General features: G+C 60.5%; 11 protein-coding genes. 5 read left to right on the top strand and 6 right to left on the bottom strand.

Annotated features, from left to right (window positions below):
• Positions 1-2: 2 nt before the first annotated feature.
• Genes AC2A1F_RS00055 through AC2A1F_RS00040 form a run of 4 tightly spaced genes read left to right on the top strand, consistent with a single transcriptional unit; the run spans position 3 to position 1,667 of the window.
• Positions 3-557 (top strand): chemotaxis protein CheD, encoded by a 555-nt coding sequence (locus AC2A1F_RS00055; protein ID WP_484206747.1) that lies wholly within the window; start codon positions 3-5, stop codon positions 555-557.
• Between the two features lie 17 nt (positions 558-574).
• Complete coding sequence (locus AC2A1F_RS00050) at positions 575-946, top strand: response regulator (protein ID WP_292632753.1); 372 nt, start codon at positions 575-577, stop codon at positions 944-946.
• Between the two features lie 20 nt (positions 947-966).
• Positions 967-1,407: a chemotaxis protein CheW gene (locus AC2A1F_RS00045; RefSeq protein ID WP_484206746.1), complete on the top strand. Its 441-nt coding sequence runs from the start codon at positions 967-969 to the stop codon at positions 1,405-1,407.
• The gene (locus AC2A1F_RS00040) at positions 1,404-1,667 is read left to right on the top strand and encodes a hypothetical protein (protein ID WP_484206745.1); all 264 of its coding nucleotides are present in this window, start codon (positions 1,404-1,406) and stop codon (positions 1,665-1,667) included. Before AC2A1F_RS00045 ends, AC2A1F_RS00040 begins: the two co-directional genes overlap by 4 nt.
• 31 nt (positions 1,668-1,698) lie before the next feature.
• Here AC2A1F_RS00040 and AC2A1F_RS00035 read toward each other — a convergent pair whose 3' ends face one another.
• From AC2A1F_RS00035 to AC2A1F_RS00025, 3 genes are all read right to left on the bottom strand, one after another.
• Positions 1,699-2,703, bottom strand: a complete 1,005-nt coding sequence (locus AC2A1F_RS00035) for an NADPH:quinone oxidoreductase family protein (RefSeq protein ID WP_484206744.1) — start codon at positions 2,701-2,703, stop codon at positions 1,699-1,701.
• Between the two features lie 26 nt (positions 2,704-2,729).
• On the bottom strand, positions 2,730-4,682 hold the full coding sequence (locus AC2A1F_RS00030) for a flavin-containing monooxygenase (RefSeq protein ID WP_484206743.1): 1,953 nt from the start codon (positions 4,680-4,682) through the stop codon (positions 2,730-2,732).
• 156 nt (positions 4,683-4,838) lie between these two features.
• A complete protein-coding gene (locus tag AC2A1F_RS00025; RefSeq protein WP_484206742.1) occupies positions 4,839-6,059 on the bottom strand; it encodes a serine hydrolase domain-containing protein in 1,221 nt (406 codons plus the stop codon).
• Positions 6,060-6,300: 241 nt separating this feature from the next.
• Between AC2A1F_RS00025 and AC2A1F_RS00020 the strand changes: the two genes are divergently transcribed.
• Positions 6,301-8,562 (top strand): TonB-dependent receptor, encoded by a 2,262-nt coding sequence (locus tag AC2A1F_RS00020; protein ID WP_484206741.1) that lies wholly within the window; start codon positions 6,301-6,303, stop codon positions 8,560-8,562.
• Between the two features lie 47 nt (positions 8,563-8,609).
• Here AC2A1F_RS00020 and AC2A1F_RS00015 read toward each other — a convergent pair whose 3' ends face one another.
• Genes AC2A1F_RS00015 through AC2A1F_RS00005 form a run of 3 tightly spaced genes read right to left on the bottom strand, consistent with a single transcriptional unit; the run spans position 8,610 to position 12,083 of the window.
• Entirely contained in the window at positions 8,610-10,241 is a 1,632-nt protein-coding gene (locus AC2A1F_RS00015; protein WP_484206740.1) for an AMP-binding protein, read from the bottom strand.
• Positions 10,234-10,872 carry a TetR/AcrR family transcriptional regulator gene (locus tag AC2A1F_RS00010; RefSeq protein WP_484206739.1) on the bottom strand — a complete coding sequence of 213 codons (639 nt, stop codon included), beginning with the start codon at positions 10,870-10,872 and terminating at the stop codon, positions 10,234-10,236. Before AC2A1F_RS00010 ends, AC2A1F_RS00015 begins: the two co-directional genes overlap by 8 nt.
• Positions 10,873-10,907: 35 nt before the next feature.
• Entirely contained in the window at positions 10,908-12,083 is a 1,176-nt protein-coding gene (locus AC2A1F_RS00005) for an iron-containing alcohol dehydrogenase (protein WP_484206738.1), read from the bottom strand.
• Between the last annotated feature and the right edge of the window lie 169 nt (positions 12,084-12,252).

Raw genomic sequence — 12,252 nt, 5'->3', positions numbered from 1 at the left:
CCATGACCTCAACCATCATTCTTCCAGAAAAGCCGATCAACCGCATTACCGTAATGCAAGGGCAGGCTCGTGTAAGCGCAGGACCACAGGTTGAATTCAACACCGTGCTGGGCAGTTGCGTTGCCACCTGCTTGTTCGATCCCGAAGTGGAGACGGGCGGCATGAACCATTTTCTGCTGGCCGAGCCCCCCAAGAGCCATGGCAAGGTAACCGTGGACGAGCATTACGGCGTTTATCTGATGGAAGTGCTGATAAACGAAATGCTGGCCAATGGAGCAGCCAAGCATCGCATGCGCGCCCATCTTTATGGCGGGGCCAACATGCGTGCCGGCATGGCCCAGATCGGCACCATGAACGCCGATTTCGCCCGCCGATTTCTGGAGCATGAGCGGATTCCTCTGGTCCGTGAAGATCTTGGCGGAACATCTGCCCGTCGCATCGAATTTCGTCCCGCCCATGGTCAGGTCCGCTGCCGCACGGTGGCCAATACGATGGTGAAGGAAACCCAGCCGACCTCGCATGTGCCACGCGGCGCGGGCGACGTTGAACTCTTCTGAAGAAAGTGAGCCGACCCATGAGCAATGCTTTGCGAATTCTGACAGTTGATGACAGCGCCAGCATGCGCGCGCTGCTGTTGCACGCCCTGAGCAGCCGGGGTTTTGACGTGGTTCAGGCCGATGATGGCCAGGCTGCGTTGCAATGGCTGGTGACCAATGATGTCGATGTCATCATTACCGATATCAACATGCCACGGCTGGACGGCTTTGGCCTGATCGAACGCCTCCGTTCGGGCGAGCGCCATTGCGACCGCCCGATCCTGGTGCTGTCGACCGAAAGTTCGGACGAGAAAAAGGCGCGTGCTCGTGCCGCAGGGGCCACAGGCTGGATCGTCAAACCGTTTGATGCCGATAAACTCGTCGCCGCTGTGCGGCGGGTCGCTCACTGATCGCCTGAGAGGAAATGACAATGAAGGTCGAACTGATCGCTTTCGAAGCTGGCGGACAATTGTTCGGGCTCGACATCATGGCGGTAAGAGAAATCCGGGCCTGGACCCCGGTCACGCCCTTGCCGCAAGTGCCGCATTATGTGGCCGGCGTGGTCAATCTGCGTGGCGCGGTGCTGCCGGTGATTGATCTGGCTGCTCGGCTTGGCTGGCCACCCACGGTAACCACGCCACGCCACGCGATCATCGTCATCCAGCTTGGCGCACAGACCGTAGGGCTTATCGTCGATTCCGTCAGCGACATTGTGGCGCTTCCCGCTGATGCGTTGCAGCCTCCGCCCAGCACCGGGCAGGACGATGTCGTGCAGTTCCTGCAAGGGCTTGCAGCATTGAGTGACCGCATGGTCATGGTGCTGGATCTGGCGCGCTTGGAAGCCACTGAAACCATGGCGAAAGCTGCGTGAGCGCGCCTATGATCCCGATTGATCTGGCACGCGTTGCAGAAGTGCTGGATCTGCTAGGCGAAGAGGTTGAGGCTCTGGGTCGGCAATTGTGCGCCGACCCAGCATTGGTCAGCGCCTATATGACCGAGATGCAGGCAATTGATCGGATTGCCCAGCATCAACATGCGCTGGCCTCCTTGTTGCGGGCAGATTGCATGACAAGCGCGGTCAATTCACTAGGACTGGAGGACCTCGCTCACCGCCTGCGCGCGCATTGCTGAAACCTCTGGGCTAAGCCATAGGCTGGTTGCATCACGGCATAGGGTGCGCTGCAACCGTGATGACCAGCTTTCCGGTGCGTCCACGACTTTGCAGGCTATGGAAAGCACCCCGTGTGCGGTCGAGGCTGTAGGGGCACACTGTGGGAGCCGCAATTTCACCACTGACGATGCGGTCAAACAGCAACCGTAGCCGCGTCAGGAACGCAGGCTGGTCGTGGGTGGAAAAGTCGCGGATATCGATGCCGACAAGATCCGCATTCTTCAAAAGCGCAAGATTTACCGGAAGCGAAGGAATGCCTTGAGCCGCAAAGCCGATCACAAGATGTCGCCCGCGTTTGGCCAAACTGCGGAATGCCAATTCGGTAAACTGACCGCCCAAAGGATCAACGACAACGTCCGGTGCGGTGACTCCAGGGATTGACCGCAATTCTTCACGCCAGGCACCGGACGACAGATCGACGGTGCAATCGGCACCATTGCGCAAGGCTATGTCACGCCGTTCATTGCACGATACCCCTGCAACGATCAGGCTTCCCGCCGCTTTTGCAAGTTGCATGGCAGCATGGCCAACGCCGCCGTTTGCGCCAAGCACCAGCACGGTTTCGCCCGGCTGCAACCGACCCCTGATGTGCAAGGCATAGTCGGCCGTGGCAAAATCGAGCAGCACGGCAGCGGCCGTTTCAAGCCTAAGCCCTGCTGGCACAGGCACAAGGGAACTGGCTGAAACAACGCAGAATTCGGCCAGACCCCCGCCCATTTGCCAAGTCGCCACCTGCTGGCCAACCGCCCAACCGGCAACGCCCGAGCCGATTGCATCCACGACGCCCGCAATTTCGCCGCCGGGCACATAGGGTAGTGGCGGCTTCCATTGATACTGGCCCGAAATCAGCAACCCATCGACGAAACCCAAGCCCACGCAAGTCACCCGCAGGCGAACTTCTCCCGGGCCAGGCTCGGGAAGGTGTGCATTCTCGATGATAAGCGCTTCGACGCCATCGAGAGAATGAAGGGCGACCCGCCTCATGCGGTCGGTCATGTTTGCGTGCCCCTTTCTGCCAGAAATCAGGCAGCCCGTTCAGCGGTTTCCTTAGGCCTTGAAGTAAACGTCAGGTCTTCGCGCTTTGCCTCGCGCGTCATCCGCCAGAACGCATCGTTGCGCCACGGCGTGATTGCCACCACGCGCCCGCGTGAATTGCGATACCAGTTGGTTGCACCGGGATGAGTCCACACCAGCTTTTCGTGCGCCGCGTCGATCCTTGCCTTGTAGTTGGCATAGACATCCTCGCGCACTTCCACCGCATCTGCGCCGGAATTCACCAGCGCCTCAATCACGCGCATCGCATAGTGCGCCTGATTCTCGATGTTACGAATCATACTGCCACCGTGGCCAGAGCCGACATTTGGGCCAAGCAGGATAAAGAAGTTGGGAAAGCCCGGCACCAGCGTGCCGAGATAGGCTGCGGCATTATCGCCCTCCCAGAACGCATGCAAATCGCGGCCATCACGCCCGATGACTTCGTAGGAGCCAAGCACGTTGGCGGCCTGAAAGCCCGTGGCAAGGATCAGCACGTCGGCTTCGATTTCCTGCCCATCGCCTGCCACCAGAGTGTGATCGCGCACTTCGGACAGGCGCTGGGCCACCAGTTGCACATGGGGTTTGCGCAAGGTACGAAACCAACCGTTGTCCAGTAGCATGCGCTTGGCAAAAGGCGGGTAATCCGGCAGCACCAGCGGCAGCAGGTCCTGCCGCTCGCCCAGTTCTTCGCGCACATATTGCGTAAAAAACTCGCGGTGCCCGTCGTTGATCGCGTTTACCGCGCGCGCCGGTTCGGCCCACTCAGGATCGCGGAACAAGGTGCCATGCACCCGGTCGTTGAACGTCCACGAAAGGCGCTGTTCCACCCATGCGCGATAGAGCGGCACGACCTGCATCAGATACCTGACGCCCGCAGGCACCGGCTTTCTGAACTGCGGAAACGGTGCTGCCCACTGTTTGGAACGGGCGAACAAGGTCAATTCGGCCACCTCGTCGGCAATCGCCGGGACCACCTGCATGGCCGACGCACCATTGCCAACCACGGCCACGCGCTTGCCTTTCAGGTCAAGGCCTTGCGGCCAATCGCTGGTGTGCACAATCTGCCCGGCAAAACCGGAAAGCCCCTTGATATCGGGCACGACCGGCATGTTGAGGATGCCCACCGCGCTCATCACGATATCGGCGTGGTGGACTTGCTGCGTGCCATCGGGCGCCTGCACGCTCACTTCCCACTGGTTGCGGTCTGCCAGCCATTGGGCGCGCTCCACTTTGGTGCCAAAGCGCACGCGATCATAGAGCCCACTCGCCCGCGCCGTATCGAGCAGGTAATTCTCGATCTCGTCACGCAACGGGAAAAAGGCCGACCAATCGTTGGGGCGAAACGAGAAGGTATAGGTCAGGTTCGGCGTATCGACCCCGCAACCCGGATAGCGGTTTTCCCACCAGGTGCCGCCGAACTCGGTGTTCTTTTCAAAGATCACATGCTCAATGCCCATTTCGCGCAGGCGCACGGCGGCAACCATGCCTGAAATGCCCGCACCGATGATGATTGCCCGCAAAGGCTTTGCCGGACGCGCTGGTTCGGCCACAGGATCAAGATGCATCGTGGCGGCAACGATATCGCCATATTCGGGAGGCACAGCCTCGGTCATGGCAACGGCCAGCATGGCGGCCAGATCAGCATTGGCCGGGCGTGGCAGCGCCGGTTCGCGGCCATCGACCCAGGCAATGATCGCATCCCAAGCGGCGTTGCGGATCAGCGCCTGCACGTCTTCGGGCAGGCCGCCGCTGTCATTGTCATCCAGTCCCTTGCCCCGGCTCGGCGCAAAGGGGGGCTCAAGATAGCGACGGTCCCCGGTCAACTGGACCAGCACCATCAGCAGCGCAGGAATGTTCGCCTCGTCAACGCCCTGCCGCAACAGGGCACGGTCAACGGCCTGTGGTGTAATCGGGCGGTCGGTAATCTTCAGAGCGTTCATGTCATTCCTTGTTGGCCCGGATCAGGCGTGGCTGCCGGATTATACCTGAAATAAGAAATATCTACCGGATAGTATATCACGTCAACCGCCGACCGCAATCGCCCTGTAACAGTCAGCGGCGTTGCGTGTTCCAGCGGGGCATGGATGCACTCCACCCTATCGCCAAGCACCGCTCGCATCCGATGTCAGCCCGATTGCGCGATAGGCCGCATCAATCAGCGACTGGCCGCGCGCATTGAGCAGGATGCCCGCCCCCATGCGGTTCATCGTATAGCCAAAGCTCAGGCCTTGGGCCGGATCGGCAAAGCCGATGCTGCCGCCCATGCCGACATGGCCAAATGCTGTCTCGCCCAAAATCAGGCTGTCTCCGCCCAAAGCGCGATTGTCGGTGCTCATCATGAAACCCATGGCAAAGCGCATCGGCTGACACAGCACGGCATCGCTATGCGTCGCGGCGCTGACCCGGCTCATGCGGTGGAAAGTATCAGCCGAAACCAACCCGCCACCTTCACCACGGGCCAGTGGCGCATACATTCCGGCAAGGCCGCGCGCGTTGGTAATGCCGTTGGCGCTGCCAATCTCCGCTGCATGGATCTCGCGCGAATTGAAGTCTGCTCCGCCAAGATTCGTCAGGAACAAGTTGGGCAGGCTGCCGGGCTGCGTCGTTGCAGCGCGAAAGAAGGCTGAGCCGAAATTGACCTCCGCCGGAACAGGCGCAATCATCGGAGCAACGCGCGGCTCCTCGCTTTCTGGCAAGCCAATGTGGAAATCCAGCCCGAGCGGGTCGGCCACGTGCTGCCGGAAGAACGCGCCCAGCGGCATTCTGGAGATCAACCGCACCAGTTGCCCCACCGTCCACGCATAAGTCACGCCGTGATAGCCCTGTCGCGTCCCCGGCACCCAGTGCGCAGGCTCTGCCGCAACGCGCGCGGTCATATAGTCCCAGTCTGCCAAACTCCCGCGTTTGATTGGCTCTACCACATGCGGGACCGGCGATGTGTGGGCCAGCATCATGCCAACGGTCGTCGCTTCCTTGCCTCCCGCCGAAAATTCCGGCCAGATATCGGCAACCCGCGTCTCATACGTCACCCGCCCCTGATCAACCAGCATGTGCAGGCACAGCGCGGTCGCTGCCTTGGTGCAGGAATAGACGATCGAGACCGTATCCTGCGTCCACGGCTGTGCCGTTTGCGGATCGGCAAGCCCGCCCCACAAGTCCACCACGGTCCGGCCCTGATGGGTAATGCACAGGCTTGCGCCCACTTCCTTGCGCTCGGCAAAGTTGGCGCAAAAAGCTTCCAGCACCGTGGTGAATTCGGGCTCGCAGTGGCCGGAAATGGTCTGTTCACCCGGCAGTTCAACCGAAATAGCGCTCATATCAGGGGCACATCCTCTGGTTTCATGGTCTTGGCCATGTTTTCGTTAGCACCCACCGGGCGCGACATTGGCAAGCAATTGAGCAGCACGGCTGCGCCGGTGTCTGCAACGGTGTGGGTTGCAAACCATGCCAAAGCCGCCCCCCTGATTACCGCTTGCAATCTACTTAGCTTGTCAGGTATCTACGCACCAGTAGATAAAAATGCACGCAGTTTACACAGCGGCAATTAGGGGAGAGAACATGGTGCGCACGCATTTTTCCGCGTTCGGGGCAATCCGCATGAATTCGCTTGGGGCCACCCAGCGCGCCACCCGCTCCGCCGTGTTGGGCGTGCTGCTTTCCGGGGCTGCGCTCTTTGCGTCTCCGGCAACGGCGCAAGAGGCCGCACCGCCGGCCGAAGGCCTCACCGATATCGTTGTCACCGCCACGCGCAGTTCGGAATCGCTCTCCAAAGTCGCCGCATCGGTTTCTGCCGTATCCGAGGCTGCACTTGGCGTTGGCGGGGTAAAGGACGTTGCTTCGCTGGCCACGGCAATCCCTAACCTTTCGGTGGGTGACCAGTTCGGCGTGAACCGCATCTTCATTCGCGGCATCGGCCTTACCAGCATCGACCTTGGCGCAGATGGCGGCGTGGCGTTCCTGCAGGACGGCGCACAGATTGCCCGCCCAGCGGCACAGCTTTCAGGCTTCTATGATCTAGAGCGCGTCGAAGTTCTGCGTGGGCCGCAGGGCACGCTCTATGGCCGCAGCGCCACGGCAGGCGCAATCAACCTGATTACCAAGCGCCCGACCGAGGAATTGGAAGGCTACGTCCGCGCAAGCTATGGCAATTACAACGCCGTCGCGCTCGAAGGGGCTGTTGGCGGGGCGTTAAGCGGCGACCAGCTGATGGTCCGCATCGCAGGCAAGTATGACCGGCGCGATGGCTATGGCATCAATGAATTTACAGGCCAAGATATTGATGACCGCAATGCCTATGCCTTGCGTGGCAGCATTCTGGCCAAGCCCGCCGATGACCTCGAAATCCTTGTCTCTGGCGAGTATTTCAAGGAAGACGACAGCAACTATGCGTTCCACTATTTCGGCCCGACCGTGCAGCCGGAGAACGCGCTGGGTTCGCTGATCGGCGGCCAATCATTGTTCACCGTTGCCGCCGCCGCAGGCCGCCAGCCCAATTTGCGCAACATCTATTCCGATCAGGAAGCGCTCAACCAGCGTGATGGTTACAGCGTTACCGGCACCATCGCTTGGACGCCGGGCAATTGGGACATCAAATCGATCACCTCGTATCGCAACTTCGAACGCTTCAACCGCAACGACCTCGATGGCTCGAACGCCAACATGTTCGGCCAGAACAACTATAACGAGACCAGCAAGACCTTCAGCCAGGAATTCGTTGGCACCTACCGCAGCGAAAAGTTCGATGCGCTGCTGGGTGCGATGTATTTCAACGAAGAGCTGTTCGGCAGTGTGCGTGTGCCGCTCACCAACCTTGGCGTCCTGTTCGGCGTGCCAGCCAACACGTTTGACGGTGCCAACTACCTGCAGTTCGGCACGGTCAACATCGATGCCATCGGCGTCTATGCGCAAGGCAGCTACGCGGTCACCGACAAGCTGAAAATCACGGCCGGTGGCCGCTTCAGCTATGAAAAGCGTAAAGGCGTTGGCACTTTCGATTTCCTTGGCAGCGTGAACACCAACAAGGCCAAGAGCTGGAATGCCTTCACCCCCACCGTGACGCTCAACTATCAAGCCAGCGATTCTACGCTGGTCTATGCCTCGGTCACGCGCGGGTTTAAATCTGGTGTGATCAACGTTGGATCGCGCAACGATGTGATCAACCCGGAATACGTCTGGAGCTACGAAGTCGGCCTGAAGACCACAACCGCCGACCGCAAGCTGCAGGCCAATATCGCCGGGTTCTATATGGACTACACCGATCTTCAGGTCGGCTTCGTCGATGCCACCAGCGTTGTCACCACGGTCAATGCCGCCTCGGCGCGCAACTATGGCGTCGAAGCTGAGCTACGCGCCAAGCCGGTGCCGGGCCTTACGCTGGAGCTGTTCGGCACTTACCTCAACGCCAAATACAGCCAGTTCACCACGGGCGATTACCGGCGCGGGTTTCAGCAAGTCAGCGTCGCAGGCAATCGCCTGTCGAACGCGCCGGAATTCTCGTTCCGTGCAGGGGCCAATTACGACATCCTGATCGGCTCGGCAGGCACGCTGAATGCGCGCGCCGAAGTAAACTGGCAGGACCGCGTGTTCTTCACCGAATTCAACAACGCTGATGCCACGCAAGCACCCTATGCGCTGATCAATGCCGGACTGCGCTTCACCACTGCGGACGAGAAGTTTACCGTCGATGTCTGGGGCCGCAACCTCGCCAACAAGCTGGTGATTACCAACAACATCATCACCGCACCGCTGTTCAACAGCGTCCGCGTCGGCTCGCTCGCCCCGCCACGCACCTTTGGCGTTACAGTCGGGGTCAACTTCTGAGGCCCTGAAGCTCGATGGCGGGGAAGGCTATGGCCTTCCCCGCTCGGCTAAAGCCGCTCCTTCTTCAGCCTGATCCCGGCCTTCTCGCGGTCCCACGTATCGGGCGTGATCCCTTCAGCGCGCAGTTCGGCCTTCATCACTTTGGCCGTCGGCGTCTTGGGCAGTTCGGGCAGGATGCGGATATAGCGCGGAACCATGAAATAAGGCATCCGCGCCGCCAGAAATTCAGACAGCGCCACCGGATCGATGCTCGCGCCCGGAACCGGGGCGATCACCGCCATGACCTCGTCTTCGGAATATTCGCTCGGCACGCCGATCACTGCCGCCTCGCGTACGTCGGGGTGCGCGGTAACGTCGCTTTCCACCTCGAATGAAGAAATGTTCTCCCCCCGCCGCCGGATCGCGTCCTTCACTCGGTCAACGAAGTAGAAGTAGCCGTCCGCATCCTGACGAAAGGCGTCGCCAGTGTGGAACCAGCCATTGCGCCACGCGCGCGCCGTGGCTTCGGGGTTCTTGTGATAGCCGTGGTTCATCGCCCAGGGCCGGTCGGTGCGCACGATCATCTCGCCCACCGTACCCACCGGGACCTCGCAATCATTGGCATCCACAAGCCGTACATCGGCTCCGCTGCGCAACTTACCACACGTGCCCAGCTTCACCGGATTGGGCTCGGAGACAATGGGCGAGGAAATCTCGGTCATATTGAAGATGGTGTAGACGTCTATACCGAACCGCTCATGAAACGGCCCCGCCGCTTCGGTCAGCGGCACCATGAACGCCTTGCGCACCCCATGATCCCGATCTTCCGGCCCCGGTGGACGCTTGATCAGGAAAGTTGCCATCACGCCCAGCAGGAAGATCGTGGTGCACTGCGTGCACTTCACGAAATGCCAGAACGTGTCGGTCGAGAAGTTCTCCATCAGCGCGATGGAGCCGCCCCGCGCCAGCATCACGAAGGGAATGCCCAAGCCGCCGATATGGAACACCGGCATGTTGACCAGAAAGCGGTCGTCACCGCCCACAAAGTGCCAGCTTTCCGGCCCGGCATTGGTGTAGAGATGAAGGTAGGAGGAGAGCACGCCCTTCGATGGCCCCGTGGTGCCCGAGGTATAGATGATCGATTGCGTGTCCCAAGGCTCGATGGGTGCGCCAAGCGGCGCAAGGTCCGCCTCCTCGCCTTCAACCACATCAAAGGCATGGACCGCAAAGCGCGCGGGGGCCGCACCCTCGCCCAGCGTCACGACGGTCTCCACCGCTGCCGTATCAATCCCTTCCAACCGATCGAGCAGCCCGCCATGCGCCACCAGCAACCGGGCATCCGAATTGGCCAGCACATGCTCAAGGATCGTGCCCCGATAGGCCGTGTTGAACGGCACGAACACGCCGCCAAGGTAATTGATCGCATAGAACGTGATCAGCGCCTCGCGCCCGTTGGGTAGCCAAACCGCCACATGATCGCCGCGCTTTACGCCCAGCTTCTCCAACCCTGCCGCCTTGCGCACCACCAAGTCGCGCAATGCCGCATAAGTCCACTGCCCGCCATCCTCAAACACGGCATAGGTCGCGTCGGGCTGCGAGGCGGCAAAATCATCAATCAGATAGCGCAGCACGCATTTGCGTCGGTCCAGCACGCGCGGGTCGGTATGCGAGGCTCCAACAGGTATGGTTCTTTCAGCCATTTGGGCCTCCTGCTGGCTGAACCATCTTCTGCACCATCATGATCGCGTCCATCACCACCTCAGTGGCCGACCAGCGCCCGCCATCGTGATACCAAAGCGCAATCCAGCTCAGCAGGCCGCTCACCCAAATCGCCGTGCGCGATGGTGCCGCCACATCAAACTCCCCGGTCTGCTTGCCCTTTTCCAGCAGCGCTGCCAGCTTGGTATCGAAAGTGTGCCGCAAATCGCGGATGCGGCGTGCGTCATCGGGCGTAAGGCTCTTCTCCTCACGCAGATAGACCGTCACATAGCGCTGGTTTTCGATGATGATCCGCGCCACGCGCTCCACCACGATCTTTAACTGCTCGGTCGCAGTGCCTTCAACGGCCAGCGCCTCTTCCAGCGCGCTCAGCGAGAGCTGAATGCCGGTCTGGCAGATTTCGTAAAGCAACTCGCCCTTATTCTTGTAGTACGAGTAGATGAACGGCTTGGTGACATTAAGCTGCTCGGCCACCGAATCCAGCGTCGTCGCCTCATATCCGTTGGCAAAGAAGAAGTGGCTCGCCTCCTCCAGAATTCGGCGGCGCTTGTAGGCCGTTATTTCGCCCTTCAACTGCGCTGCAGCGCGCTTCTTTTTCGGCTTTTCCGTCATGTCCACTGAATAAGCGCTTTCGGCTAGTTTGTGCATCACCCCATCGCGGTCCGCAGAATTTCCATGACATCGGCCGCCGTCTTGATCGTGCGGGGATTGGTGCGGCCCCAGATATCTTCCAGCGTATATTCCGAGATCAACTGCAACTGGTCTTCACGCACGCCCACTTCGCGCAGTGAGCGCGGCATACCAAGACCCCGGATCAGCGCATCGAGCAGTTCCGAAGCCGGACGCGACGCATCGCCAAGGCAAGCGCTGATGCGTTTCTGCCGCTCTGCGTTCACCGCAAGGTTGAACGCCTGGACATAGGGCGACATGACGCAGCTGGTGTGGCCATGCGGCACATCGCAAGTGCCACCCAGCACATGGCCGATGGCATGGCTCGCCCCCATCGGCACGCCGCCGATGATCGGGATCATCGATTGCCAAGCGCCGATCTGGCATTTCAGCCGCGAATCGAGGTCGGTCGGGTCGGCTTTCACCGCCGGGAGGCCCGCTGCGAGCAAGCGCAGCGCGCTGTCGGCAATGCCGTCACAGAAGTCGTTCGAAAGGAACGAGGCGAGCGTCTCCGTCGCGTGATCGACCGCGCGCACCCCGGTGGAAAGCCACAGCCACTCGGGCGTATGCACCGTGATCGCAGGGTCGAGCACGACGCAGATCGGCACCATTTCGCGCTGGGTATAGGCCTGCTTGAGCTTGATCGCCTCGTCCGTAGCGCCCGAAAGCGGGTTGAACTCGCCGCCTGAAAGCGTCGTCGGCACGCAGATCGCGCGCACGTCCGGCCCGGCAAAATCGGGGATCACCATGTTGCCATCGTCGTCCACCTGCACGCGATAGCTGTCGAACTGCTCGATGGTTGTGATGTTGTGTTTCAGGCAAATGAGCACGATCTTGCCCGCATCAGTTACCGATCCGCCGCCAACAGTAACGACCAAATCAGCGCCTGCACTGCGCGCGGCATTCGCCGCTGCCAACACATCGCTGCGTGGGGCATGTGGCTGAATACCATCATGCGTGGCCGCATGCCGCGCGCCCAGTGCCGACTCGATCCGGCGAATCTCGTCCGTCTGGCGGTTGAGGAAACTGCTCGCCAGAATAAACACTTGGCTCGCCCCACGCGCCGCAGCTTCCTGCGCCACCGCTTCGGCTGCAGGAACGCCAAGCGTCACCCGCTCGGTTGCCGTGAGGATAACCTGTGAGGCCGTTACCATCATCGCTCTCCTGTTTTTTTGGTAGGTTATACTGGTAAGTAGCATTTTTGGAATAACGGTCAACCACAGGCTCACGGGGGCTGCGAGGTGCTGCGCAGATTTCCTTAGTTTATGCCCGGGACAGTGCGGGCAGGATTGAGCTCATGCTCTTGGTGTCAACACGCAAGAC

This window comes from Novosphingobium sp. HNCC26BN242 (assembly GCF_057180525.1).
Note: the sequence above shows the minus strand (reverse complement) of the source record. Positions and strands in the feature narration are given on the sequence as shown.

Bases quoted from the DNA above. Each gene is read 5' to 3' on its own strand.
- AC2A1F_RS00025 (WP_484206742.1), bottom strand. From the start codon at position 6,059: ATGAGCGCTATTTCGGTTGAACTGCCGGGTGAACAGACCATTTCCGGC.
- AC2A1F_RS00015 (WP_484206740.1), bottom strand. From the start codon at position 10,241: ATGGCTGAAAGAACCATACCTGTTGGAGCCTCGCATACCGACCCGCGC.
- AC2A1F_RS00035 (WP_484206744.1), bottom strand. From the start codon at position 2,703: ATGACCGACCGCATGAGGCGGGTCGCCCTTCATTCTCTCGATGGCGTC.
- AC2A1F_RS00050 (WP_292632753.1), top strand. From the start codon at position 575: ATGAGCAATGCTTTGCGAATTCTGACAGTTGATGACAGCGCCAGCATG.
- AC2A1F_RS00045 (WP_484206746.1), top strand. From the start codon at position 967: ATGAAGGTCGAACTGATCGCTTTCGAAGCTGGCGGACAATTGTTCGGG.
- AC2A1F_RS00005 (WP_484206738.1), bottom strand. From the start codon at position 12,083: ATGGTAACGGCCTCACAGGTTATCCTCACGGCAACCGAGCGGGTGACG.
- AC2A1F_RS00055 (WP_484206747.1), top strand. From the start codon at position 3: ATGACCTCAACCATCATTCTTCCAGAAAAGCCGATCAACCGCATTACC.
- AC2A1F_RS00030 (WP_484206743.1), bottom strand. From the start codon at position 4,682: ATGAACGCTCTGAAGATTACCGACCGCCCGATTACACCACAGGCCGTT.
- AC2A1F_RS00010 (WP_484206739.1), bottom strand. From the start codon at position 10,872: ATGACGGAAAAGCCGAAAAAGAAGCGCGCTGCAGCGCAGTTGAAGGGC.
- AC2A1F_RS00020 (WP_484206741.1), top strand. From the start codon at position 6,301: ATGGTGCGCACGCATTTTTCCGCGTTCGGGGCAATCCGCATGAATTCG.